Source organism: Bradyrhizobium lablabi (genome assembly GCF_001440475.1).
Taxonomy (GTDB): Bacteria; Pseudomonadota; Alphaproteobacteria; order Rhizobiales; family Xanthobacteraceae; genus Bradyrhizobium; species Bradyrhizobium lablabi.
The window spans coordinates 1003-26685 of the sequence record NZ_LLYB01000091.1; the positions used below are offsets into that span (position 1 = coordinate 1003).

A 25683-nucleotide genomic window follows, 5' to 3' on the forward strand; every position below is an offset into this window, starting at 1 on the left:
GAATCATGGCCTGGAGGGGCGCAAAACTGCCTTCCAGGCAGGTGCCGCCTGATCTCGATCACGGCCGGAAAGGCAGAAACCGTTCTCGGGCAGTCGTCCCATGATCTCGATCATGGCCCCGAAACGCGGAAACCGAGCTCGGACGGCCACTCCATGATCCCGATCATGGCCCGGAGAGGCAGAAACGATTCTCGGCGGTCGTCCCATGATCTAGTCACGCCCCGTTTCAGATGAAATAGTTGCCCCAGTCGCGCGGTCCCCGCGTGAAAACCACCAAAATCCGGAAAAACCGGACGAGCCAGAGGAACCCCAGACATGCCCGATCGAATTCGCCTCGATGGCCGGGTTGGCGTCGTGACCGGCGCGGCCGGCGTCATCGGAACCGCGACCATTCGCCTCCTGGCCGAACGCGGCGCCCGTATCGTCGCCGTCGACCGCAGGGAAGACGACCTCAAGGCCGCGATCAGCGGCCTGCCCGCCTCCGCCGAAGCGCTCGCGGTTACCGCCGACGTCACACAGGAAGACGATGTCGCCGAATATGTCCGCGCCACAGTCGACAGGTTCGGCGCGATCGATGCGTTCTATAACAACGCCGGCGTCGAGGGCGACATCAAGCCGATTCCGGAATATTCGCTGGAGAGCTTTCGCCGCGTGCTCGACGTCAACGTAGTCGGCGTCTTTCTCGGCATGAAGCATGTGCTGCCGGTGATGCTGAAGCAGAACAAGGGCAGCATCATCAACACCGCCTCCATCGCCGGCCTGATCGGATCGCCGATGATCGCCGTCTATAGCGCCAGCAAGCATGCCGTCATTGGTCTCACCAAGAGCGCGGCCTGGGAATGCACCGGCACCGGCGTGCGGGTCAATTGCGTCTGCCCCGGCCTGATCGACAGCCGGATGCTGAGCACGATCCTGCAGGGACGCAATCCCGGCAACGAGCCGCCGCCGACCGAGAAGATCGTCGACCGGATTCCGGCGCGGCGGCTCGGACAGGCTTCCGAAGTCGCCTCCATCGTGGCGTTCCTGGCTTCCGACGAGGCGAGCTACGTCTCCGGCTCCGCCTATACCGTCGATGGCGGCCGCACCGCTGCTTGACGTCCGCACACCCCTGATGTCTTTCCGGGGCGATGCGAGGCATCGAACTACGATGTGCAACTGCACATCTGAGAACCTAGAGATTCCGGGTCTGGTCCTGCGGACCATCCCGGAATGACAGCTTCAACTCCGAGAGGTCTCTATTAGCATGCCCGTTACGCTCGATCCCGATGCCGCCGCCGTCTACAAGGCTTTTCAGGAAGCAGGCCGTCCCGCTTACGAGACGCTGACCGCACCGGAAGCGCGCGAATATTACCGGGCCGCCCGCATCGCCGTTAATCCCGAGCCACCCGCGCTGGAATCGAACAAGCCGCTCGCAATCCCCGCGCCGCATGGCGCGATCCCGGCGCGCATCTACACGCCGAAGACGCAGCGAAAGAGCAACGGCCTGGCGCCGTGCCTCGTCTTCTTTCACGGCGGCGGCTGGGTGATCGGCGACCTCGATACCCATGAGGTGGTTTGTCAGAAGCTTGCCCATGAGGGCGAGCTGATCGTCATCTCCATCGACTACCGGCTGGCGCCGGAGCACAAATTCCCCGCCGCGATCGACGACGCCGTCATCGCGACCAAATGGATCGCCGCCAATGCCAGCCAGCTCGGCATCGACGCGGAGCACCTGTTGGTCGGCGGCGACAGCGCCGGCGGCAATCTCGCCGCCGTCGTGGCGCTCGCCGCGCGCGATGGCGACGGCCCGAAGGTTGCCGGCCAGGTGCTGGTCTATCCCGCCACCGACTTTGCAATGAAGCATCCCTCGCACAGCGAGCCCGAAACCAGCATTCTCTTGACGCACTCCGTGATCAAATGGTTCTGCAACCACTATCTCAGCAGCACGACCGACATTGATCACTGGAAAGCCTCGCCCGCGCGCGCCAAAACGTTCGTCGGATTGCCGCCGGCCTATGTGCTGACCGCAGGCGCCGATCCCTTGCGCGACGAGGGCGCCGAATATGCCGTGCGGCTGAAGCAAGCCGGCGTGCCCGTGACCTATCGCCACTTCCCCGGCCAGTTCCACGGCTTCTTCACCATGGGCAAGCTGCTGCAGCAGGCCAATGTCGCCGTCAGCGAAATCGCGGGCTGGCTGAAGGCGCTGAAATAGCCCACAGTAGCTGCATCCATCTTGCGTGCGTTCGAGGCCATGGTGAGCGACCCGATCCTAGTGTTTGGAATTCCCATCGACTTCATCCTGTTTGCGCTGACGCTGCTCGCGGTTGCGCTATTACATCACAAGACGCTTCAGGTCGCGCTCACAGGCCTTGCGGCGATCGTCGTCTACAAGCTGGTCTTCACCGGCTTCAAGCACGGCGCGGGCCTGACCGGCCTCGGCCATCACATGGCGCATGAATGGGTCACGCTCGCCAACCTGTTCCTGCTCCTGATGGGGTTTGCGCTGTTGTCCCGGCACTTCGAGGAAAGCCGGATTCCGGATGCGATGCCGGCACTGCTGCCGGACGACTGGAAGGGCGGCGTGGTGCTGCTGGTGCTGGTGTTCGTGCTGTCGAGCTTTCTCGATAACATCGCCGCCGCCCTGATCGGCGGCACGGTTGCGCGGCACGTGTTCAGGGGCAAGGTTCACATCGGCTACCTAGCCGCGATCGTCGCGGCCTCGAATGCCGGCGGCGCTGGCAGCGTCGTCGGCGACACCACCACCACCATGATGTGGATCGCCGGCGTCAGCCCGCTCGCCGTGGTGGAGGCCTATATTGCCGCCGTCGTTGCGATGCTGATCTTTGCGGTGCCGGCGTCGATCCAGCAGCAGCGCTTCTCGCCGATCCAGAAGGACCCGTCTAAAGGTCTGAATATCGATCCGGCGCGGGTCTTCATCGTCGCCGCCATCCTGATCGCCGCGCTCGCCGCCAACATCATCGCCAATGTGAAGTTCCCCGCCTTGCTCGAGATCATCCCGGTTCTCGGCATCGCCGTCTGGGCGGTCATCCTGCTGACGGCGGCCTGGCGCGCACCGGATTGGAAGGTGATGCCGGAAACCTTCAAAGGTACGATCTTCCTGCTTGCATTGGTCACCGCGGCCTCGCTGATGCCGGTCGAGAAACTGCCGGCCGCGTCATGGCCGACCACGCTCGGCCTCGGCTTCGTCTCCGCCGTGTTCGACAACATTCCCCTCACCGCGCTCGCGCTGAAACAAGGTGGCTATGATTGGGGATATCTCGCCTATGCCGTCGGCTTCGGCGGATCGATGATCTGGTTCGGCTCATCGGCCGGTGTCGCGCTGTCAAACATGTACCCGGAAGCCAAGTCCGTAGGCCGCTGGGTCGCCCATGGCTGGCCGGTGGCTGTGGCCTATGCCGTCGGATTTTTCGTGATGCTGGCGGTGCTCGGCTGGCATCCCGACCAGCCGCATTAGCTTTGGCAAATGCGCACCAGAGGTAATGGCCTGCCCCTTCCCGGCCACCATCTTGTTGACCGGCGTCATCAAGCCGCAATCTCTCCCATTTTCGGGCTAGTCTTCGCAAATAACGAATCTGCCTGCTGATTCGGCAGATGATCGTGACGCGCGGGGGTATTGCCATGGCATTTTTTAAGCGCGAATTTTTTAAGCGGGAACTCGACCCGATCGAGCGCTTCGAGAACGCGCTGAAGGAGAAATTGGCGGCCCGGCAGAAGCTGGCCGACCGCTTGAGTCTTGCCGAAACGGAACTTGCAGAGAAACGCGCCGCGGCCGAACGGCTGGCGGTCGCAGGAGCCGCCGCTGCCCGGCTCGATCGGGCAGAAGCCGACATGCGTGCCGTCGAAGAGCGCACCAAGACATGGCGCGCCGCATTGGTGGAACATGACGAGCAGGTCGCATCAGCCGAACGCGCGCTGGCCGATGCCAAGGCACAGCGCGACCGCGACACGATGGCGGACCAGATCGAAGCGATGGCGACCGCCATCGAGCGCGCTGCGCCGGGATTTGACGCAAATGCCACGACGCTGGTCGAGGCTGTCACCAAAGCTGCGCTGTCGATAGCGGACGCAACCAGGTTTTCGAACAACGTCGATGCCGTGCGTCGCGAGGTTCTCTCGGCAGCCGACTTGATATGTTGGGAGCTGCGATCAGCGGCCGTGCGCACACGTGCGGGCAACGCCAATCTGGCCGACCCCACGCTGTCAGTGTCGGAACAACTGCTATCGCCCGAGATTGATCGGCAGTTGATCTACACCCTCCATCCTCTGCTTTGGCGCGAGGACGGCGAGATACGCCGGGTTCCGGCCTTCGCGCTGGTCGGGCTGCCCAAGGCGCTGTTGCCGGTCGCGCTGCAGCATCAGCACGTGGACCATCTCAACGCCCGCCGCGTGCAGACGCTGATGCATCTTCACGGCAGCGCAGGGCTCGGCGAACCCGAGGCTGACGATCCACAACTCGTCGATCTCGACGCTTTGCTTGCCGACGAAAAGCCGAGCGCACAAGCCGACGTTGCGTGAGCCGAGTGAAAACCGCGCTGTTCGTCGAGCGCCGGACTACAACAAGCGCTGAACCAACGCCTCTGGCGAACGTTGTCCGGGTTCCTTCATGAACGCGGACCTCGGCCATGCGGCTGCGCGTTGTCACGCTTAACGTCTGGAATCGGCAAGGCGATCCGAAGCGAACCGGTTTGATCAACCGGGAACTGCGCCGGCTGGCTCCCGATCTCGCGTCGTTCCAGGAAGTCGCGAAGTCGCCGGAGAATTCGCAGCTCGACGAATTGATCCGCGACACCGGGTTGCATGGAACACATCAGGCTGACGTTCTACGCACTGCCCCACCGTATGCCGACCGCTTCGGCGGCAACGCCGTTGCGACGCGATGGCCGCATCGCGTCGAGGAAGTCCTCGACCTGCGCATGTCCGATGCGAACGACGTCCCCTGGTGCTCGCTGGCGGTAACGGTACCGCTGCCCGGCGAAGGCGATGTTCTGTTCATCGCAGCCGCGACGTCGTGGCGGCTGACCGCGGAGGCGGCACGCGAGCGCCAGGTCGTTGCGCTGACCGACCTCGATGCGCGTCACCGGAAAGCGCTTCCCAGCATCATCGCCGGCGATTTCAACGCAACGCCTGATGCAGCCAGTATTCGCTACCTCAGCGGGCTGCAGTCGCTCGGCGGGCGAAGCGTCAAGTATCACGACGCGTGGCAAATCGCCGGCGAAGGTCAGGGCCATACCTGGAACACCGACAACCCAAGTGCAAAGTCGGAGATCGGCAAGATCGTTCGCCAGCCGCATCATCGCCGCAGGATCGATTACGTGTTCGTGGGCTCCTGGGATGCCCATCCGAAAGCGACCTGCGAAGTTCGAGCCGCCTCGCTCGCGTTCGACCAACCGGTCGACGGCGTCTGGCTCAGCGACCATTTTGGCGTTGTGGCCGATCTGGAAATCAGCGCCGCTGCTCCCGCGTGAGGAGCAATCGTTGCGGCGCAAGTTCCCCCGGAAATCGGGTGGGCGCCACGCCTCCATCCTGCGATCCCAAACGTTGACAAAGCAAGCCGTGTCGCTTGCAGCAAAGCAGCAGTTGGAGAAAGCCAATGAAGTCCGAAAATAATCCGGCAAGCCGAAATCCATTCGGCGTCATGGACGTTCCAAATCCCAACGACGATGGCGTGATGCAATTCGCGCGCATCACGGTGCCGGAAGAATCCGCTGACGACGAGAATGCAAAACCATGGAACGGTGAGGATACCAACGACCGGCGCGGGACGATCGAAGGCGAGTGGTCGAGCCGCTGGAAGGGAGCTGCGGACCCCACCATTCCCGGCGATACGCCCGATCAGTGGAAACAGGGCCAGGGCGAAGCAAAAATCGTGGGCGACCGCGTCTACCTCCTGTTCGACTGGGATTCCGGCGCGCGCCGCGGGCTGATCGACGCGCAGCGCGAAGGCCCGCAGCGGCTGGTCGGAAAATACATCAACCTCAACAACCCGGAGATCACGGTGCCCTGGGTCGGCCTCGTCGTGAGCGACCAGCGGATCGACGGCTATTTTTCGCAAGGCCGGGTGGATTTCCGCAGATAGCGTTTTTCGATCCGCCTACCCTGCCCGCGCCGCGCGGCGCAGCGATTGCGGCGGCTGGCCGAAGGCACGGATGAAGGCGCGGCGCATCCGTTCGGGATCGCGGAAGCCGGTGGTTTGCGCGACCCGCTCGATCGCCTCGCTCGAAGACTGCACGCGCTGCCGCGCCACCTCGATGCGCAACCGCTCCACCGCTTTCGACGGCGTGGTGCCGGTCTCCGCCATGAAGGCGCGGGTGAAATGCCGCGAACTCATGCCGGCCCGCTCGGCGAGATCCTCGACGGTCAGCGGCGCGTCGAGGTTTTCCCGCGCCCAGGCGAGCAGTGGCCCGAAGCGGCCATTCGGCGCCTTCAATTCGAGGAGCGAGGAGAATTGCGACTGGCCGCCGCTGCGGCGGTGATAGAGCACCAATTGCTTGGCCGTCTTCTGCGCGATGTCGTCACCGTAATCTTCCGCAATCATCGCCAGCGACAGGTCGATGCCGGCCGATATTCCCGCCGACGTCCAGACGTCGCCGTCGCGCACGAAGATGCGGTCGGGCTCGAGCTTCACCTGCGGATAGGTTTTCAGAAAGTGCCGCGTGCGCTGCCAATGCGTGGTGGCGCGGCGGCCGTCGAGCAGGCCGGCTTCCGCAAGCACGTAGGCGCCGGAGCAGACACTGGCGATGCGGACGCCGCGCTTGGCGATCGCGCGCACGAAGCCGAGCGTCTTCTCGCAGGTCGCCGCCTGCCGCACCCCCTCGCCGCCGGCGACGATCAGCGTCGTGATCGCGGATGCGGACTTCAATCCCTTCGCAACGATCTCGACGCCCGACGACGAGCGCACCGGTCCCGGCGTCATGGCCAGAACTCTTATTGCTGGCCCGCTTTCGGCAAAGCGCGCCGCGATCTCGAACGCCGAAATCGGCCCGGCCGCATCGAGCAACTGAAAATCCGGAAAGACGAGAACGCCGATCATGTGACTTGCCCGTTTTTTGGCTGATGTCCCGAAATGAGGGAAATATGCCATTTCGGACGCGAGGCGACCATGTCAGGATGGCTTCCGTCAAGCCAAATCTTCCGGAGGTCACGATGTCCGCGCCGTCCCCGACACCCACGCCGCTGCAGATCGGTCTCGTACTGTTCCCGCGCGTCACCCAGCTCGACTTCACCGGTCCGTTGCAGGTGTTCTCCAGCCTGCCCGGCGCCAAGGTCCACCTGATCTGGAAGCGGATCGAGCCGGTGACGAGCGATTCCGTGCTGATGCTGACGCCGACCACGACCTTCGCCGAGTGCCCGCAGCTCGACGTCATCTGCGTGCCCGGCGGGTTCGGCACCGATGACATGATCAACGACGAGGAGATGCTGGCCTTCCTGCGCCTTCAAGCGCCCGGCGCAAAATACATCACCTCGGTCTGCACGGGTTCGCTGGTGCTCGGGGCCGCCGGCCTGCTCAAAGGCTACCGCGCGGCGACACACTGGACGGCGATGGATTTCCTCTCCGCGTTCGGCGCGATCCCGACCAAGACGCGGGTCTGCGTCGATCGCAACCGCGTCACCGGCGGCGGCGTCACCGCCGGCATCGATTTCGCGCTGACGCTGGTCTCGTTGCTGCACGACAGGCGGACCGCGGAAGCGATCCAGCTCCGCCTCGAATACAATCCCGCGCCGCCGTTCAATTCCGGCTCGCCCGACACCGCTCCGCCGGAACTCCTTGCGCTCATGAAGGACCGGATTGCGCCAGCGCAGCTTCGCCGCGGCGAAATGATCGACCGCGCCGCCGCGCGGATGACGTAGCGATTAGTGTCTCGGACGCGTAACTGTCGGCCCCCAGCAAGATAGAAAAAGGCCGCCTGGTTGCCCAGACGGCCTTTCCTTTCCTACGGCAGTCACACATTAGCGGGCGATTTCAGGAAATCTGCACCGGGGGCCTATCTCCCGGTCGTTTCCTACTCGGTGACCGCTGCAAATCGGGGCAGTCGCGACTGGAACCCGACACCGACGCGATGGTTTCCCATCTCCGTAAGATGGCTTCATTAAGCCGCGATAACGCGGAGAGCACAACACGGCCGCGATGGTTGTGCCCGCTGATCCCGCTATCCACAGGCGAAACTGATCTACAAAGGGAACACGTGCAGTGCAGCGTCGAGCGTCAGGCCGGCACGCCCTTGCCGTTCTGCGCCAGCTTCGCAAAGATAATGCCGTGCACGATCAGATACATCGGCACCAACACCGTCGGGATCAGCGACCACGGCAGCACCTGAACCGCCTCGGAGCCTTCGCCGGCATGAATGATCTGCAGCGGCGAGCCGTTCGCGGACATAATTCCGAATGCAAGCGCGGCCACAAGATCGAGCATGCCGAATGCATTCCAGGTCCAGACCAGCGCCGAGCCTTGCCCGCGCAGCGCAAGCCAGGCCACCGGCAAAGCCAACACGCCGGTGATGATATCGCCCCAGCCTGCCGAAGTCGGAAATGGCCCGGCAAGCCGGCCTTCGGCCGCCAGGAGCAGGAAGAATCCTCCCGCCACGCGCCAGACGTTGAGACCGATCAGGAACGGCATCGGCATCCCCAGCAGCGTCGCGCGTACCGATGGCGAGATCCACGCCGCAACGGCAGCCGCGATCAGCGGCAAGGTGATCACCGTGCCGATCGTCGGCGGCCCGATCGGATTTGAGCCAAGCAACAGGTTCGCCCCGGAGAGCGCCGCGGCCAGGCCGGTCCACAGACCGGCGCCGATAGAAAGGGCGATACGCTGCGATGAATTGATCGGCATCGCGCCGGTGAGCGCATTGATGCTGAAAATGATCGCGGCAACGAGCACGGTGGTTCCGATGAAGTCGAGCATGGCACTCTCCCTTATGTGTAGCTACACGTATTGGGATCAACGATGTGCCGGCCAGACAGCCGGTTCGTCTCACCCCAAATTTCGGGAACCCAACAGCTTCAACGCAGCCTGGCCATCAGCGCCGAGCAGCTTGCCGATATGCGTCTGCGCTTGCGACCAATAGGGAAATCCGCGGCGAACGAGACCGCGTCCTTGCGCGGTAATTGCGATCATGCGGGCACGCGGATCTTCCCCCGCGCTGATCGATATCCAGTTCTTGCCTTCCAGCAGGGTCAGGTTGCGGCTGAGCGTCGTGCGCTCCATCCCAAGAAAGCCCGCAAGCTTGCCGATCGGCATTTCCCCGCGGAGCATCAGTTGCGACAGGATGGTGAACTGAGTGGCGCGAATGCCGGAACCCTGCATATAGGAATCGTACAGCCGGGTGATCCTTCGCGCGGCTTGCCGGGACGCGAGGCAGAAGCAGCTCGCGGAAGCCATGTAGTCGACATCCTGGTCGGAATGCTGGTTCACGCGAATAAGTGTATATACACCTATAGCCCCCAGCAAGACACCCTGCAGGGAGCATAGGTAAACTTATCGGGAGATCAGCTTCCCGGCGTCCAGGCCTGGTAGTCGCCGGTTGCCTTGGGGCGGCGACCGCTGACCAGCGTCGAGCCGGAGGGGCGGTAGGCCGCGGGCGTGCCGGTCATGTTCGGAACATGCGGCTTTTCCCATTCGCGCGGCGTGTAGTTCTCTTCGGTCGGGGCGACATCGACGGTGTGATGCAGCCAGCCGTGCCATGACGGCGGCACCCGGCTCGCCTCGGCGTAGCCATTATAGATCACCCAGCGGCGCTCGAAGCCGAGCGTCGGATCGATCTTGCGGCCCTTGGTGCGGTAGTAGCGGTTGCCCTGCTCGTCCTCGCCGACCAGCTCGCCGAATCGCCACGTCCACAATTGCGTGCCGAACGTCTGGCCACTCCACCAGGTGAAAAACTTCAGCAAAAACTGCTTCATGGGGCTCGGCCGGTTCGAGAAACGTGTCGCTCTGATGCCATCGGCGGGGCGGATTGTCCAGACAAAGGCTGGGATATCGACCTTCCCGAGGCGGTTTTGCCACGCCCGATTGTGCCCGCCCATCGTCGCGGAATCGGCGCAATCCATTCATTCAGGGTACAGTTCCGCCGTCACAGGCTGAGTGGGCGCGCAATCAATGCGCGGGTTCGGGAACGTCCGCCTCTTGAACGGGTTGGGCCTATATCCCGGAAATGGAGCCTACAATGATCAGTCTGAAAGTTTTGAGTACTGCGGCAGCGATAGCGCTTACTTTGCCGATGGTCGCAAGCTTCAGCGCCGCTCAGGCGCAGGGCATGGGTGGTCGCGGCGGTGGCGGTGGCGGAGCAGCTATCGGCGGTGGAGGCGGCGGCGGCGCAGCGATCGGTGGAGGTGGTAGAGGCGGTGGCGGTGGCGCGGCAATGGGCGCAGGTGGCGGCCTTAGAGGTGGCGGCCCCGGCATAGCGGCCGGTGGTGGCGCTGGCATGAGAGGCGGTGGAATGGCCGGAGCACCTGTTGCGACACCGGGCATCCGCCCCGGCGCCGGCGGCGCAGTTGTCGCGGGCGGCGTTAACCAAGGGAATTGGTCTGGCGGCTGGCGTGGTCGTCACCACCATCGCGGCGGCTTCTGGCCGGGCTTTGCGATTGGAGCCGGCGTCGGGTCAGCCTACGGCTACTACGGCAACTCCTATTATTACGATGACCCCTACTACTACGACGACACCGTGGTCGCTGCGGCGCCCCCGGCCGGCGATGATGCCGTGGCGTATTGCATGCAGAGGTACAAATCCTACGACCCGGCGTCAGGCACGTATCTCGGCTATGACGGCCAACGGCACCCCTGCCCGGCGCAATAGCAGGACATCGTGAGCTCGAAGGGCGGCGCACTCCCCTGCGCCGCCCTTTTTCGTTCCGGAATTACGAGCGCAGCGCCACCGCGACGCCGCCGAGCGTGAACACCAGCGCCGCAACCTCGCGCAAGCCGAGCGGCTCGCGCAGCATCGCCGCCGCTGCCAGCACCCCGATGACGGGAACAAGCAAGGTTCCGATCGAGGCCGTTGCCGCCGGCAGCCGTTCCAGCGCGGCAAACCAGCACACGTAGCACAGGCAGAACTGGATCAGCGTCATGTAGACCAGCGATGCCCAGCCGACCGATGACAGTGCCGCCAGTTGTGGCTGCTCGACCAGGAGACCGACGATTGCGATCGGCAGGCAGCCGAGCCCGATCTGCCAGGCGGCCAGCGACAGCGGCGGCATCGCCAGCGGGAAATGCTTGGTCAGGACAGTGCCGAGCCCGACGCAGACCGCGCCTGCCAGCGCGAACGCGATACCCGGCAGTTTCTCGACGCTGGCTTCGATGCCATGGCCGCCGATCAGCACGGCGATGCCGGCGAGCGCGACCGTCAGCGCGACAGCACGGAGTGGCGACAGCCGCTCACCCAGGATCGGCCACGCAAGAAACGCCACCCAGACCGGGATCGATATGCCGAGCACCGCGGCCTCGCTGGCGTTCAGCCACAACAGCGCCAGCCCCATGAACGCGACCCAGCCGCCGATCGTCAGCGTCGAGACCAGCAGGAGCCGCAACCACATCGGCTGTGGCACGGTCAAATTCTGGCGCCGCGCGAGCGCAAACAGCGCCAGCGCCGCGGCGCCCGCGATGCCGCACAGGCCGCGCGACGACAAAGGCGGCCATTCGCTCAGCAAATGTTTCATAATCGGGAAGTTGAGACCCCACCCGACCGACGTGACCGCAAGCAGGATGAGCCCGAGCGGCGACAGCCGTCCCGAAAGATTGATCGGCGGCATGGCAGGTTTAGATCCGGAACCGGGCTTGCATTTGTTCCTGTTCTGGCATGCGAAACGGAATTGCTCTCGACAACTTTTATGTGCACTCTACCATACAGACGACCTGTCGGCGTTTCGACTTAATCGTCGCATGGGATGTGCGCTTGGCCGCACTTGGCCGCCGCCCGAAGGAAGAAGGAATCATCGTGCCGCGCGTTCTCGTGGTCGATGACGACCCGATGGTATGCGTTGCCATCGAGGTCTGTCTGACGCGCAAGGGTTTCGAGGTCACCGTTGCCGACGGTGGTGAAGCGGGAATGCGCGCCCTCGAATCCGACGATTTCGACGTCATGTTGATCGACGTATTCATGCCGCATATGCGCGGCTTCGAATCGATCCGGATGTTTCACGAGCGCAGACCGGGCGTGCCCGTCATCGCGATGTCCGGCTACGCCTTCGCCAATGCCGAACGCGCACCGGATTTCCTGCGAATGACCATCGAACTCGGCGCGGCATGCTGCCTGCGCAAGCCGTTTACGTCGGACGCGCTGTTGACCTCGGTCAATCAATGCCTCACCAAACCGGAAACTTCCGCGCAGCAGTCGAAATAGTGAAGTAAGCAACCGGCAATGCCTTCGCAGCGTATCATTCTTGGAATTGGCCTCGCCATCCTCCTCGTTATCGGCGCTGCCTCGATCGGCTTGGATCTCAAGTCGCGGTATGATATCGCCTCGGTCGACCGCGCGCTCGGAATCCTTAGCAAGCTTTCCGACATGCGCCCGCTGCTGCGCAACGCGGAAAGCGCGGCGCGCGCATTCGCGCTTACCGGCGATGAGAAATTCGCCACGGAATACCGCGAGGCCAGTGACACGATCCTGGCGGCGCTGCCGCCGCTGATCGAGGCGGTCAAGGACAATCCCACTGAAAAGCAATTGATCGAACAGACCAAGGCGCTGGTCGAGCGCCAGATTGCCGTCAATGGCGAGTTGATCAGGCTTCGGAACGCGGGAGACAGCGCCGCTGTCGCTGATCTCGTCGGCCGCGAAGACCGCGAGGCGACGGCGGCGATCGCCGGAAACCTTGCAAAGGCGGTGGCGGAAGAACGTCGGCTGCTTTTTGCCAGACGAGCCGAATCCGACATCAACGGCAGGTTCCTGCTGGCGATCGATCTCGCCGGCGTCGCGCTGATACTGGTTCTCGCCACCGTACTGACGCTGGCCGCCCGCCGCTCGCGCCGGGAACTGCAGGATTCGCTGACTGCCAGCAAGGCCAACAACGAGGCGCTGGAGGCTGCGGTCGCCGAGCGCACCGAGCATCTGGTTGCCGCGCACGACGAACTCCGCCTTTCGGCCGCAATCCTGCGCAGCACCTTTCACAGCATGGCGGAGGCGGTGCTCGTGATCGACACCAAGGGAGAGGTGCTGCTCTCCAATCCGGCTGCCGAGAAGATGCTGCGCTACCGGCCGGGAATGACGATCGAGCTGCTGCGCTCGCTCAGCACGGTCTTTCATGCCGACGGCGTCACGCCGCTGCTGGTCCAGGACATGCCGGCCGCGCGGGCCTTGCGCGGCGAAGCGTTCGACGCCACCGAAATCATGGTGCGCCCCGTCAGCGGCAATCCGCCGGTTCATCTCGTGATCAGCGGCCGGCCGCTGCGCGACGCCGCTGGCGCCATCAGCGGCGCGGCATTGGTCTACCACGACGTCACCGTCACGCGCGAAACCGAGCACAAGCTGTTGCAATCGCAGAAGCTCGACGCCATCGGCAAGCTCACCGGCGGCGTCGCCCATGACTTCAACAACATGCTGACCGTGATCACCGGCACCACCGAAACGCTGGTTGCGGGCCTCAAGCATGAGCCGGCGCTGCAGAAGACCGCCGAATTGATTGACCAGGCGGCGGAACGCTGCAGCGAGCTGATCCAGCATCTGCTCGCCTTCGCCCGCCGCCAGCCGCTGCAGCCGCGCAACGTCGACATCAACGCCACTGTGCTGGACATCGCAAAACTGCTGCGCCCGACGCTCGGCGAGCAGATCGAGGTCAATTCGATCCTCGAGCAGGAAATGGCGGTCGCCCATATCGACGCCTCGCAGCTCGCCAACTCGTTGCTCAACATGGCCATCAACGCCCGCGACGCGATGCCGAACGGCGGCAAGCTGTTGCTGGAGACGCGCAACGTCGTGCTCGACGAGGCCTATGCGCAGGCCAATCCGGGCGTGAAGCCCGGCCCATATGTGATGCTCGCCGTCAGCGATACCGGCGCCGGCATGCCGCAGGGCGTGCTGGACAAGGTGTTCGAGCCGTTCTTCACCACCAAGGAGGTCGGCAAGGGCTCAGGCCTCGGGCTGAGCATGGTCTACGGCTTCGTCAAGCAATCGGGCGGGCACATCCGCATTTATAGCGAGATCGGCCACGGCACCACGATCAAGCTCTACCTGCCCCCTGCCCGCGGCCAGGTCGAGGCCACGCCGGCGGCGGCCCCGCCGCTGCCGCATGGCAACGAGACCATCATGGTGGTGGAAGACGACGCGCTGGTGCGCAATTTCGTCACCGCGCAATTGCAAAGCCTCGGCTATCGCACCGTGGCCGCCGCCAATGGGCCGGCGGCGATGAACCTGATCGAAGACGGCCAGAAGTTCGACCTCCTGTTCACCGACGTCATCATGCCCGGCAGCATGACCGGCCGCGAATTGGCGGACAAGGTGTTGAAGCTCCGTCCCGGCATCAAGGTGTTGTATACGTCCGGCTATACCGACAATGCGATCGTGCACCAGGGCCGCCTCGATCCCGGCGTCCTGCTGCTGACCAAGCCGTACCGCAAGTCGCAACTGGCGAACATGATCCGCCGGGCGCTGACGGGATGAACGAGCCTCCCTTCTCGCGGCGTCGTTTTCAATGCCGGCTTGATATATGAAAAGGGTCAGACGTTAGACGAAATGATTCGCGGGAAGAGCCAGTTCTGGGGAAGAGTTAAAGGCTGATGGCCGACGTGATCTACAAGCGCTGCTATTTCGATTGGGGCGGACGATGCGCTTACTGCGACGTTGCACTCTCCCGGCAAAAGACCGGCGGCAAGGTGAAGGCCAGCATCGATCATTTCATCCCGCTCTCGAAGGGAGGTCAGAACGGCCGGAGCAACCGCGTGCTGTCCTGCGACCCCTGCAATCTCGCCAAGGACGACACCGATCCGCGCGAGACCAATCAATGGCCGCACGTCGAAAAGCGACTAGCCCAGATCGCCGCTTCGCCGATCATCAGTCACGGGAAGCTCAGACAGCTCATTCCCGAACTGGAGAAACAAATCGGCGCCTAAAGGCATGATCTACCGAGCCGCCGTCCGTCATCGCCAGCATTCATCGCGCTGGTCGAGCTGAGAGCCCGGCGCGAAGCGAGGAAAAGACCCATGCGCCCCTACATCATCTGCCATATGGGCACGTCGATCGACGGTCGCCTGCATCCGAGCCGCTTCACGTCGCCTGCGAACGGCATCCCTCGAGACGTGCTGCGTGGACACTATGAACGCGTCCATGATCAGTTCGGCGCCGATGGATGGATCGTCGGCCGCAGGACCATGAGCGAAATGGCGAAGGGAGCGGAACGGCCGATCAAAGCTGCGCCCACCGTCGCGCGCGATGCCCATATTGCCGGGCGTAATGGGCGCAAGCTTGCGATCGGCATCGATCCAGCGGGCCACGTTCATTACGGCAAGGACAATGTCAGCGGCGACCACGTCGTCGCCGTTCTGGGCGAGGAAGTATCCGATGCGTACCTCGCGGAATTGCGTGAGGACGGCGTGTCTTATGTCTTCGCCGGCTCCACGGGCGATGATCTGCCCCGCGCGATGGAACAGATCGCCTCGCTGTTGGGTGTCAAAACGCTTCTTCTCGAAGGCGGCGGCAAGATCAACGGTGCCTTTCTGAAGCACAAGCTCATTGATGAGTTCAGCACCTTGATCCATCCCGCCGTCAATGGCGTGGCCGGCACGCAAAGCATCGTGGATTATGCCGGGCCCGAGGGGGACCGCCCCGGAGCCGGGCAATCCCTGCGCCTCACGCACTGCGAAACGCTCGAAGGCGGCATGGTGTGGTTGCGGCACGCCGTGGAACGTGCGCCAGGCTGACTTGTAGGCACATTACGTCGCTCCCGGATTGATGGTCAAACCAGCTTGTGTCTCTGCGCGAATGCCTCGCTCCGACGCTGCAAGCCGTCCGGATCTTTCCAATACAATTCATCGAGCTGTCTCAGGCGCAACGCGTGCGATTCTGAAGTATTTTTCCGAAGAGTCGCGCGCCTTCGGTCCGTATCTTCCGGGACTTCATTGAAAGCAAACAGCACATGCTTGGCTCGCTGTAGCAATGCAAGAGCCTGACTTGCGCCCATGCTCTCCAGCCCAAGCACGGCGTGACTGTAGTAAGTGCTGGAGCTGTTGAAAAAATATTGGTCAAATCCCCCATTGTAGATATCGCCATCAAGCAAGCCGACCGCGAAATATTGCTTTTCGGCTTCTGAAAGACCGGCAAAACCGTCTTTCGTATCGTAAACGCGCCGCACAAGATCGCGCCAAAGCTTTCTCAGTGGGTCGGTAAGCTCTTGCTCCCGCTCTTCTCGAATCCGTCGTTTTCCCGCTTCTAAGGCCTCACGCGTCCCGGCCTTGCAGGGCATGCAGAGCCCGCCGGTGCTGTCGGCGGTGGCCTGGAGAATTGGCGCGTTACATCGAACACAGGGAATCTTGCTCACGCACATGATCTCCAGCGCTCCGAGCGGCAGCCTGATCTATCTGAATATGGCGCGCCATTCTCGAACCGCGCCGACGCGCCTCTCACTGCGCGCCGGATCCCCCCGCCACGATCTTCTCGTTCAGCTTCTGATCGACGATCTCGACCGTGCGGTCGATCTCGGCACTGGGCGCGCCGAGCTGATGCGAGATCAGTTTCACGAGCAGGTCGACGCGCTCGATGAAGGGCGCGCCGGCGGCCACCGCGCGGGCTGCCGATGACGGCTTGAGCAGGCTTTCGGCCGCCTTGGCATATTTTGCGAACGGCACCTGGTCGGCCGGGTCGGCGCCGAGGCGGCGGGCAATGCCGTCGACATGGTCGTAGATCGACTGCGACAGTTTGAGATCGCCATGCACGGCGTCGCGGATCGCCTGCGGCTCGGTCGGCGTGATGCAGCGATAGTTGCCGGTCAGGAGCATCGACCACTTGGCCAAGGGCACGAACAGCGAGTCGAACACCTTGAGCTTCACCGGGACGTCGTGGCCGTCGAGCGCCACTGCGTCGATGTCGGCTTCCAGCTCGCGCAGCAGCTTGTTGTGCTTCTCGTCGGCAAAGGCGGCGGCCTTGAAGTTGGTGGGCAGGCCGACATGCAGCACGTTCGCCGCCTCTTCCGGCGGGCGGAAGGCCTGCGGATCGGGCGAGCAAAGCGACACCAGGCCGGGCTCGAAGCGCTCCCACACCTGCGCGTTGGTATAGGCCTCCTCCAGGTCCATGTCCGCCAGCGCCGGGATGCGCTTCAGATAGGGCAGCGGCGGCATGTTCATGATCGACAGGCAAGGCAGCTTCGCCGCGGCGATCTTGACCATCAGCACGCGGATCGTGTGGTTGGTGTATTGCGGCTCCTGCATCGCAAGGCCGACCAGATCGTAACGCGAAAGATTGACCTCGGCGGGCGTGGTCGCATCCAGCTTGCCGGGCAAGTTGCGCGAGAAGATCGCGCGGTGCACCGCCTCGTCGCGCAGCTTGATGCGAACCTCGGTGCCGTCGCGGTTGATGAGCTCGGCCGTCTTCTTGCGGCAGACCAGGGTCACGTTGTGACCGGCCATCAACAGCTTCGTCGCCAACAAGGAGCCGTAGGAAGCCCCCAGGATCAAAATGTTGCGCGCCATACTCTCTCTTTCAGATGCCAATGTTTCTTGAATGCCCCAACGCCGTCGAGGCCGAAATTTCGCCCGTGGCATACAACGAATTGATAGGCGTTACAATCACATAGCAACCGTCTTTTTCGTCCTCGGCGGCCAGGCGCCCGCCTCGCAGCGGGACTGATTGACCCCTTTTTCCGTCCGTGGAACCGTGAGATTCGAGATCAAACGACCGATGCAAATTCGGCGACGCCATTATGGGAGGACAGCAACGTGTTCACGCGACGCGCTTTTTCGATATCTGCGGCTGCCGCGGTCCTCGCCGGAGGAAAGAGCGCCCGCGCCCAGGGCACCTTTGCCACGCAAAATATCCGCCTGGTCGTCGGCTATCCGGCCGGCGGCGGCGTCGACATCGTCGCCCGGCTGCTCACAGACCCGATGAAGGCGGCGTTCGGCCAGGCGGTGCTGGTTGAGAACAAGCCCGGCGCGGCGGCGATGATCGCGGCACAATCCGTTGCCCGCGCAGTCCCCGACGGTCATACGCTGCTGGTCTCGGCAGCCGGCGAGGTCGCCGTCAATCAGCATATTTACAAGGAGCGGATGGCCTACGATCCGCTGAAGGAGCTGACGCCGGTGGCGCTCGCCGGCATCGTGCCGTGCGTGGTGGTCGTGGCGGCGACCACGCCGGTCAAGACGCCGGCGGAGCTGATCGCCTACGCGCTGGCGAACAAGGGCAAGCTCTCCTTCTCGTCGTCGGGCGTCGGCAACCCGCAGCATCTCGCCGGCGAGTTGATGAACCGCATGGCCGGCACCGACGTGCTGCATGTGCCCTATCGCGGGTCTGCGCCGGCCGTGACCGACGTGGCGGTCGGCGCGGTGACGATGAGTTTTTCCAGCCTCGGGGCGGCGCTGCCCTTGATTCAGGACGGACGCCTGCGCGCGGTCGCCGTGACCTCGCGCGAGCGCATGCCGCAATTGCCTGACGTTGCCCCGCTGAGCGAAGGCGCGCCGTCATTGGCCGGCTACGAGCTGCTCAACTGGTTCGGCGTGTTCGCGCCATCGCCCACGCCGGAGCCGTTGCAGGCGCGCCTGTTCGACGTGGTGTCGAACGCGCTGCAGGAAAAGACCACGATGGAGAAGCTGTCGATCCAGGGCATCGTCCCGCGGCCGATGACGCTCGCCGAGCTGCGCAGCTTCGTGCGCTCGGAGAGCGACAAGTTCGGCAGGATCGCCGAGGCCGCGAAAATCCGGGCCGAGTGAAGGCTCGGGTCGGAATTCAGGACCGCGTCGCCAGCACGACGCCGGCCAGCGTAAACACCAGCGCCACGATCTGGATCACACCTAGCGGCTCGCCGAGCGCGATTGCGGATGCGACGACGCCGATGACAGGCACCGCCATGGTGCCGATCGCCGCGACCGAGGCCGGTAGGCGCGCGAGGGCTGCGAACCAGCTCACATAGGCGATGCAGAACTGGATCACGGTCGAATAGATCAGCAGCCACCAGCCGAGCGTCGTCACCTTCTCGATATGGCTGGTCTCGACGGCGAGGCCGATGATGATGATCGGGAAACATCCGAGCCCGATCTGCCAGGCCGCGGCCGGGATCGGCGGCAGTGGCAGCGGCAGCCGCTTCGCCAGCACCGTGCCGAGCGCAAAGCCGAGCGCGCCGCACAGCGCCATCACGATGCCCGGCAGTTTTTCCGTTGTGGCCGTGATGCCGCTGCCGCCCATAATGGCGGAAAGCCCCGCGAACGCCATCACCAGCGCCACCGTTCGCAGCATCGTCGGCCGCTCGCCGAGCACGGGCCAGGCCAGGAGCGAGGCCCAGACCGGCATGGTGTAGGCGATCAGCGCCGCCTCGCTCGCCGGCAGCCAGAGCAGCGCCAGCCCCATCAAGACCATCCAGCCGGTGACGTTGAGCAGCGCCGAGAGCATCAGCCGCGGCCACAAATGCCGCTCGACCGAGAGGCTCTGCGAACGGACCAGCGCCAGCACGGCCAAGAGCGCCGCGCCGATCATCCCGGTCGAGCCGCGCAGGGTCAGCGGCGGTAATTCGCTCAGGAGGTATTTGGTGACGGGCCAGTTGAACCCCCAGCCCACCGAGGTGATGGCGAGGAACATCAGGCCTGCGGGCGCGATCCGCGAGGGCGTGCTGGTCGGTTTTGATTCTGTCATGGAGCCCGGCAGGGATGGAATCGGCCCTCACATTGCCGCTAATCGGGGCGCACCGCCACGGATGCGCGGGCATGCCAGACCTCCCCTCCCCGTAGCCTTACGTGAGTCTTTCGAGTGCAATCCCGAAAGCTCAAAAAATACCTGCCCTGTGAACAGCGGGCGAAGGCCTCCCTCCACAGGGGACGAACAATTTTTTTGACTTGGGAATCCCTGAGGACTCACCGATACTTGGCCCGATCACAGGCGCGGCACCGACCCCTGTTTTCCCGACCTTTCCACCATATTTAGTATTTGATTCAGGAACTCGTACTACTCCTTGACGGGCGTAACGGGTTTGGCCTAGCCTTAGTACTGGACGGCGCGAGTTAAGTTCTGGGTCCCGCCGATCACTCCCAAACGGGTTCCGAACGAGCACTCCGTCAGCCGGTAGAGGCACGGATCGAGGGCTTGTCTGCCCAAAATTCGGGGGTGATCCGGGGCCGAAAAAACGAGCCGAATGTTTCAAGGCGACGAGTTGCGGCGTTGAGTTCGAGCATGATCCGGAAGGCCGACTAGGGGTAGGCGGCGCTCCTGAAACGATCAGGCTCAAGGCGTAAGGATAGGGGCTGGCCTCGCCAACGAGCGGGACGAGCCCTTGGGGTGGCGAAAGCAGAAACAGGGCCGGGTCCACCGGTAGAGCTTGCGGATCTCCAGGGCCAAGGTTGTTTTCAACCTTGGTCCCGAGGTTCGCTCACTGAAACATCCGGCAACCGCGAAGGAAATGCGGACCGGGCAAGAAGACGGGGCACTAAAAATGCGAATCGAGCGGCGCAACACCACTTCCGGCCAGTCACCCTATGCAGGGATTGATTTCAGGCTGACGACATCTGAGATCCGCAACCCCGACGGTTCGATCGTGTTCCGACTCGAAAACGTCGAGGTGCCCCAGTTCTGGTCGCAGGTCGCCTCCGACGTGCTGGCCCAGAAGTATTTTCGCAAGGCCGGCGTCGCCGCCTGCCTGAAGAAGGTCGAGGAAGAGAGCGTGCCGTCGTTCCTGTGGCGCTCGGTGCCCGACAACGAGGCGCTGGCCCTGCTGCCCGAAAGCGAGCGCTATGTCGGCGAGATCAGCGCAAAACAGGTGTTCGACCGCCTCGCCGGCTGCTGGACCTATTGGGGCTGGAAGGGCGGCTATTTCTCGTCCGACGAGGACGCCCAGGCGTTCTACGACGAGCTGCGCTACCAGCTGGCAAAACAGATGGTCGCGCCGAATTCGCCGCAATGGTTCAACACCGGACTTCATTGGGCCTACGGCATCGACGGCCCCGGCCAGGGCCACCATTACGTCGATCCGTTCACGGGGAAGCTGACCAAGTCGAAATCGGCTTACGAGCATCCGCAGCCGCACGCCTGCTTCATCCAGGGCGTGGGTGACGACCTCGTCAACGAGGGCGGCATCATGGACCTCTGGGTGCGTGAGGCGCGCCTGTTCAAATACGGCTCCGGCACCGGCTCCAACTTCTCGCGCCTGCGCGGCGAAGGCGAGCGCCTGTCCGGCGGCGGCCGCTCGTCCGGCCTGATGAGCTTCCTCAAGATCGGCGACCGCGCAGCCGGCGCGATCAAGAGCGGCGGCACCACGCGCCGCGCGGCCAAGATGGTCGTCGTCGACGCCGATCATCCGGATATTGAGACCTATATCGACTGGAAGGTGAAGGAGGAGCAGAAGGTTGCGGCTCTGGTCACCGGCTCCAAGATCAACCAGAAGCACCTGAAGGCCGTGCTGAAGGCCTGCGTCAACTGCGAAGGCAGTGGCGACGACTGCTTCGATCCCGAAAAGAACCCTGCCCTGCGCCGCGAGATCAAGCTCGCGCGCCGCGCCTTGGTGCCCGACAACTACATCAAGCGGGTGATCCAGTTCGCCAAGCAGGGCTACAAGGACATCGACTTCCCGATCTACGACACCGATTGGGATTCGGAAGCCTACCTCACGGTATCGGGCCAGAACTCTAACAACTCGGTCTCACTGAAGGACGATTTCCTCCGCGCCGTCGAGACCGATGGCGACTGGAATCTGATCGGCCGCACCAACAAGAAGATCACCAAGACGCTGAAGGCCCGCGAGCTCTGGGAAAAGATCGGCCACGCCGCCTGGGCCTCGGCCGATCCCGGCCTGCACTTCAACACCACCATGAACGACTGGCACACCTGCAAGGCATCCGGCGAGATCCGCGCGTCGAACCCGTGCTCGGAATACATGTTCCTGGACGACACCGCGTGCAACCTCGCTTCCGCGAACCTGATCACGTTTTATTCGACCACGACCAAGCGTTTCGACGTCGAGGCCTACGAACACCTGTGCCGGCTCTGGACCATCGTGCTCGAAATCTCCGTCATGATGGCGCAGTTCCCGTCGAAGGCGATCGCCGAACTCTCCTACGAGTTCCGCACGCTCGGCCTCGGCTTCGCCAACATCGGCGGCCTCTTGATGACCATGGGCCTGCCCTATGACAGCAAGGAAGGCCGTTCGCTCTGCGGCGCGCTGACCGCCGTGATGACCGGCATCGCCTACAAGACCTCGGCCGAGATGGCGGCTGAACTGGGCACCTTCCCCGGCTACAAGAAGAACGCCCAGCACATGCTGCGCGTGATCCGCAACCACCGCCGCGCCGCCCATGGCAACGCCTCCGGTTATGAGGCGCTCGCCGTCAACCCGGTGCCGCTCGACCACGCCTCCTGCCCGCAAGCCGACATCATCACGCATGCGACCAGGGCGTGGGACGACGCGCTCGCGCTCGGCGAAACCAGCGGCTTCCGCAACGCGCAAACCACGGTGGTGGCGCCGACCGGCACCATTGGCCTCGTGATGGATTGCGACACGACAGGCATCGAGCCTGACTTCGCGCTGGTGAAGTTCAAGAAGCTCGCCGGCGGCGGCTACTGGAAGATCATCAACCAGGCCGTCCCCGAGGCGCTGCGCGCGCTCGGCTACCGCGAAAGCGACATCGCCGAGATCGAGGCCTACGCCGTCGGCCACGGCTCGCTGTCCAACGCGCCCGGCATCAACGCCACCACGCTGAAGGCCAAGGGCTTCACCGATGAAGCGCTGGCGAAAGTGGAAAAGGCGCTGCCGACCGCGTTCGACATCAAGTTCGCCTTCAACAAGTGGACGTTTGGCGAGGACTTCTTGCGCGACACGCTCAATATCGCGCCGGAGACCATCGCAGCCCCCGGCTTCGACCTGCTCGCAGCCCTCGGCTTCACCAAGCGTGAGATCGAGGCCGCCAACGTGCACATCTGCGGCGCGATGACGGTCGAGGGAGCTCCTCACCTCAAGGCAGAACATTATCCAGTGTTCGACTGCGCCAACCCCTGCGGCAAGATCGGCAAGCGTTATCTGTCGGTCGAGAGCCACATCCGCATGATGGCCGCGTCGCAGCCGTTCATCTCGGGCGCGATCTCCAAGACCATCAACATGCCGAACGACGCTACCGTCGAGGATTGCAAGTCGGCATATCTGCTCTCCTGGAAGCTCGCGCTGAAGGCCAACGCGCTCTACCGCGACGGCTCGAAGCTCTCCCAGCCGCTCAACTCGCAGCTCATCTCAGATGATGACGACGAGGACGATGCGGTGGAGGCGCTCTACGAGAAGCCGATGGCGGCGCGTGCCGCGCAGGTTTCGGAAAAGATCGTCGAGAAGCTGGTCGAGCGCATTGTCGTGATGCGCGAGCGCGAAAAGATGCCGGATCGGCGCAAGGGCTACACCCAGAAGGCCGTGGTCGGCGGCCACAAGGTCTATCTCCGAACCGGCGAATATGACGACGGCCGTCTCGGCGAGATCTTCATCGACATGCACAAGGAAGGCGCCGCCCTCCGCTCCTTCATCAACAACTTCGCGATCGCCGTCTCGCTCGGCCTGCAATACGGCGTGCCGCTGGAGGAATATGTCGACGCCTTCACCTTCACCCGCTTCGAACCGGCGGGCCCCGTGCAGGGCAACGACTCCATCAAGTACGCGACCTCGATCCTCGACTATGTGTTCCGCGAACTCGCGGTCAGCTACATGTCGCGCTTCGACCTCGCCCATGTCGATCCGACCGAGTCGAATTTCGACGCGCTCGGCAAGGGCGTCGAGGAAGGCAAGGAGCCGGGCGACGGCCACCAGGCCACCAAATATCTGTCCAAGGGCCTGACCCGCTCGCGCACGGATAATCTGGTGGTGATGCGCGGCGGCGATGCGGATGCCCGCGGCTCCCACAACGTCACCGCCATCGCCGGACACGGCCCGAGCGCCCGCCTCGCCGACACCCACGAAGGCGCGGTGGCGCTGAAGCAGGAAGCGAGCCACGACCTCTCGCCGACGGAAAGGCTGCAATGGAGCAAGGCCGGCAGCGCGGCAGTCGCCGTCGCCCCCTCCAAGGCCGAACGCCGCGCGGAAGCCAAAGCCAAAGGCTACGAAGGCGAGATGTGCTCGGAGTGCGGCAACTTCACGCTGGTGCGGAACGGCACGTGCATGAAGTGCGATACGTGTGGCAGCACGACGGGGTGCAGCTGAGCTACTGCTGATCGTCATGCCCGGGATTGACCCGGGCATCCACCATTAAAGGGGCGACCGAAAGGCCGCCCTTCTTTCTTTGGAACGAGAAAGAATGTAAGTCTACCTTAGCGTGTTCAATAATTGGGCTTCGCCATGACGTTCGGCCTAAAGAGATCGGACCTACAATCACTCTCGATCACTAAGCTTGATGACGCGCACATCCTGTTTCAGAACAAACGATACTCTAGCGCCTATTACTTGGCGGGCTATTGCATTGAGTTGGGCCTCAAGGCCTGCATATCCAGACTTATGCTTGCAGACGTAATTCCAGACAAAGCCTTCGTAAATGGGATTTATCAGCATTCGTTGCGACCATTAGTCAACCTTGCGGGCCTAGCAAGCGTCCTGAAGGCGAAGGAAGATGGAGACGCCAACTTTGCTGCAAATTGGGCCGTCGTTTCGGAATGGAATCCTGAGACACGCTACAACACGAAAGACGTCCATTCGGCTCAACTTCTCCTGAATGCCATTTCTGACCCAAAGACCGGAGTTCTCACGTGGATCAAGGAACATTGGTAAGGAACGGGCGAAGACTTTTGGAGCTGCTGACCGAAAACAAGTTGGCGCCGCGCGCGGCCGTTTGGGTATCAAGTCCAGAAACTGGCATATGGAGGCTATGGATTGTACCCAGCAAAGATTTGAAGGATAAGCACGAATTCTATCGACGTACGTCCGAAATTATTTCGAAGAATCGTGTGGATTTTCCTGACTTCGAAATCAGTGACATCGAGTTTGTTTCAGAGTCCCATCCAGCTATTCTGGCTCTAAAGCGTTTCGCCAAAGTGACGGGAGGGAGCACAGTTCAAATTCAATCCAGCATGGTAGATGGATTCTATTTGCCCGATTGCATAGTGCTTGAAATGAACCTTTGAACACCGGCACGTGGTCCGCCGGTTATATAGCGCGCTCGCACCGAAGCAAGCGTAGGGCGGATTAGCCGAAGGCGTAATCCGTCCGTTCTGCGCGACCAACTAAAATTCGACATCAGATTGGCAGATCGTCCAAAATGCGGAGGCTCTTGAACCGCTCCATATCTTCGTTGGTTACTTCGCGTAGCGTACGTTGTGCCAGCGCCACATAAATTTCCTTTGTTTTGTCGTGGACGCTATCACTAAACTGCTTAGGATCACGGCGAAGCGCATTCATATACGTAAGCATGTTCTTCAAAAACAAAAGCGGATTGAAAAGATCGTTCAACTCTTCCCAGGCAGTGGCGTGTCCCATTTGGTTGACGCGATCTTGAATCTCACTGTCGTAATCTCCTTTGCAGACTATAAATAGGCTGCGGTACCGGGGCGCTTCCTTGAAATTGTGACCTGCCACTGCATTTTCATCCAGCGGCAGTTAGAGTCTCGGGGTTTT

24 protein-coding genes are annotated in these 25683 nt (G+C 62.9%); 15 read left to right on the forward strand and 9 right to left on the reverse strand.

Going from position 1 to position 25683, the window contains the following annotated elements:
• Positions 1-315: 315 nt before the first annotated feature.
• From CQ14_RS26535 to CQ14_RS26560, 6 genes are all read left to right on the forward strand, one after another.
• On the forward strand, positions 316-1095 hold the full coding sequence (locus tag CQ14_RS26535) for an SDR family NAD(P)-dependent oxidoreductase (RefSeq protein ID WP_057860784.1): 780 nt from the start codon (positions 316-318) through the stop codon (positions 1093-1095).
• A gap of 148 nt (positions 1096-1243) precedes the next feature.
• Positions 1244-2191, forward strand: coding sequence for an alpha/beta hydrolase (locus CQ14_RS26540; protein ID WP_057860785.1), 948 nt, complete (start codon positions 1244-1246; stop codon positions 2189-2191).
• A gap of 39 nt (positions 2192-2230) precedes the next feature.
• Entirely contained in the window at positions 2231-3454 is a 1224-nt protein-coding gene (locus CQ14_RS26545; RefSeq protein WP_430650220.1) for a citrate transporter, read from the forward strand.
• Positions 3455-3591: 137 nt separating this feature from the next.
• Positions 3592-4515, forward strand: coding sequence for a hypothetical protein (locus CQ14_RS26550; RefSeq protein ID WP_245320534.1), 924 nt, complete (start codon positions 3592-3594; stop codon positions 4513-4515).
• A 107-nt stretch (positions 4516-4622) separates the two neighbouring features.
• Positions 4623-5465 (forward strand): endonuclease/exonuclease/phosphatase family protein, encoded by an 843-nt coding sequence (locus CQ14_RS26555; RefSeq protein WP_057860786.1) that lies wholly within the window; start codon positions 4623-4625, stop codon positions 5463-5465.
• 125 nt (positions 5466-5590) lie between these two features.
• Positions 5591-6076, forward strand: coding sequence for a hypothetical protein (locus CQ14_RS26560; protein WP_057860787.1), 486 nt, complete (start codon positions 5591-5593; stop codon positions 6074-6076).
• 15 nt (positions 6077-6091) lie between these two features.
• On the opposite strand, the gene CQ14_RS26565 is transcribed toward CQ14_RS26560, so the two are convergent.
• The gene (locus CQ14_RS26565) at positions 6092-7030 is read right to left on the reverse strand and encodes a GlxA family transcriptional regulator (RefSeq protein ID WP_057860788.1); all 939 of its coding nucleotides are present in this window, start codon (positions 7028-7030) and stop codon (positions 6092-6094) included.
• 113 nt (positions 7031-7143) lie between these two features.
• On the opposite strand from CQ14_RS26565, the gene CQ14_RS26570 reads away from it, so the two are divergent.
• On the forward strand, positions 7144-7848 hold the full coding sequence (locus CQ14_RS26570; protein WP_057860804.1) for a DJ-1/PfpI family protein: 705 nt from the start codon (positions 7144-7146) through the stop codon (positions 7846-7848).
• A 355-nt stretch (positions 7849-8203) separates the two neighbouring features.
• On the opposite strand, the gene CQ14_RS26575 is transcribed toward CQ14_RS26570, so the two are convergent.
• The 3 genes from CQ14_RS26575 to CQ14_RS26585 form a co-directional block, all read right to left on the reverse strand.
• Positions 8204-8899, reverse strand: a complete 696-nt coding sequence (locus CQ14_RS26575; RefSeq protein WP_057860789.1) for a hypothetical protein — start codon at positions 8897-8899, stop codon at positions 8204-8206.
• A 69-nt stretch (positions 8900-8968) separates the two neighbouring features.
• Positions 8969-9376, reverse strand: coding sequence for a MarR family winged helix-turn-helix transcriptional regulator (locus CQ14_RS26580; protein WP_057860790.1), 408 nt, complete (start codon positions 9374-9376; stop codon positions 8969-8971).
• Positions 9377-9483: 107 nt separating this feature from the next.
• The gene (locus CQ14_RS26585; protein ID WP_057860805.1) at positions 9484-9894 is read right to left on the reverse strand and encodes an NADH:ubiquinone oxidoreductase subunit NDUFA12; all 411 of its coding nucleotides are present in this window, start codon (positions 9892-9894) and stop codon (positions 9484-9486) included.
• Between the two features lie 263 nt (positions 9895-10157).
• Here CQ14_RS26585 and CQ14_RS26590 point away from each other — a divergent pair, with 263 nt between their 5' ends.
• A complete protein-coding gene (locus CQ14_RS26590; protein ID WP_057860791.1) occupies positions 10158-10787 on the forward strand; it encodes a BA14K family protein in 630 nt (209 codons plus the stop codon).
• A 61-nt stretch (positions 10788-10848) separates the two neighbouring features.
• Here the strand turns inward: CQ14_RS26590 and CQ14_RS26595 are convergent, their stop codons facing one another.
• Complete coding sequence (locus CQ14_RS26595) at positions 10849-11739, reverse strand: DMT family transporter (RefSeq protein ID WP_057860792.1); 891 nt, start codon at positions 11737-11739, stop codon at positions 10849-10851.
• Between the two features lie 185 nt (positions 11740-11924).
• Between CQ14_RS26595 and CQ14_RS26600 the strand changes: the two genes are divergently transcribed.
• The 4 genes from CQ14_RS26600 to CQ14_RS26615 all read left to right on the forward strand — a co-directional run bounded on the left by CQ14_RS26600 (position 11925) and on the right by CQ14_RS26615 (position 15838).
• Positions 11925-12329: a response regulator gene (locus tag CQ14_RS26600; RefSeq protein WP_057860806.1), complete on the forward strand. Its 405-nt coding sequence runs from the start codon at positions 11925-11927 to the stop codon at positions 12327-12329.
• 18 nt (positions 12330-12347) lie between these two features.
• Positions 12348-14582: a CHASE3 domain-containing protein gene (locus tag CQ14_RS26605; RefSeq protein ID WP_057860793.1), complete on the forward strand. Its 2235-nt coding sequence runs from the start codon at positions 12348-12350 to the stop codon at positions 14580-14582.
• Between the two features lie 116 nt (positions 14583-14698).
• Positions 14699-15031 (forward strand): HNH endonuclease, encoded by a 333-nt coding sequence (locus CQ14_RS26610; protein WP_057860794.1) that lies wholly within the window; start codon positions 14699-14701, stop codon positions 15029-15031.
• A gap of 90 nt (positions 15032-15121) precedes the next feature.
• Positions 15122-15838, forward strand: a complete 717-nt coding sequence (locus tag CQ14_RS26615; protein ID WP_082650048.1) for a dihydrofolate reductase family protein — start codon at positions 15122-15124, stop codon at positions 15836-15838.
• 35 nt (positions 15839-15873) lie between these two features.
• On the opposite strand, the gene CQ14_RS26620 is transcribed toward CQ14_RS26615, so the two are convergent.
• Both CQ14_RS26620 and CQ14_RS26625 read right to left on the reverse strand, forming a co-directional pair.
• Positions 15874-16455 (reverse strand): DMP19 family protein, encoded by a 582-nt coding sequence (locus CQ14_RS26620; protein WP_199805623.1) that lies wholly within the window; start codon positions 16453-16455, stop codon positions 15874-15876.
• Between the two features lie 82 nt (positions 16456-16537).
• Positions 16538-17602, reverse strand: a complete 1065-nt coding sequence (locus tag CQ14_RS26625) for a ketopantoate reductase family protein (RefSeq protein ID WP_057860796.1) — start codon at positions 17600-17602, stop codon at positions 16538-16540.
• Positions 17603-17848: 246 nt separating this feature from the next.
• Between CQ14_RS26625 and CQ14_RS26630 the strand changes: the two genes are divergently transcribed.
• Positions 17849-18835 (forward strand): Bug family tripartite tricarboxylate transporter substrate binding protein, encoded by a 987-nt coding sequence (locus tag CQ14_RS26630; protein ID WP_057860797.1) that lies wholly within the window; start codon positions 17849-17851, stop codon positions 18833-18835.
• 16 nt (positions 18836-18851) lie between these two features.
• Here CQ14_RS26630 and CQ14_RS26635 read toward each other — a convergent pair whose 3' ends face one another.
• Positions 18852-19751 carry a DMT family transporter gene (locus CQ14_RS26635; RefSeq protein ID WP_057860798.1) on the reverse strand — a complete coding sequence of 300 codons (900 nt, stop codon included), beginning with the start codon at positions 19749-19751 and terminating at the stop codon, positions 18852-18854.
• A gap of 793 nt (positions 19752-20544) precedes the next feature.
• On the opposite strand from CQ14_RS26635, the gene CQ14_RS26640 reads away from it, so the two are divergent.
• Together CQ14_RS26640 and CQ14_RS43905 are read left to right on the forward strand one after the other, a co-directional pair.
• The gene (locus tag CQ14_RS26640; RefSeq protein WP_057860799.1) at positions 20545-24279 is read left to right on the forward strand and encodes a vitamin B12-dependent ribonucleotide reductase; all 3735 of its coding nucleotides are present in this window, start codon (positions 20545-20547) and stop codon (positions 24277-24279) included.
• Between the two features lie 539 nt (positions 24280-24818).
• Complete coding sequence (locus CQ14_RS43905; protein ID WP_156435448.1) at positions 24819-25193, forward strand: hypothetical protein; 375 nt, start codon at positions 24819-24821, stop codon at positions 25191-25193.
• Positions 25194-25305: 112 nt separating this feature from the next.
• On the opposite strand, the gene CQ14_RS26650 is transcribed toward CQ14_RS43905, so the two are convergent.
• Positions 25306-25644 carry a hypothetical protein gene (locus tag CQ14_RS26650; RefSeq protein WP_057860801.1) on the reverse strand — a complete coding sequence of 113 codons (339 nt, stop codon included), beginning with the start codon at positions 25642-25644 and terminating at the stop codon, positions 25306-25308.
• Between the last annotated feature and the right edge of the window lie 39 nt (positions 25645-25683).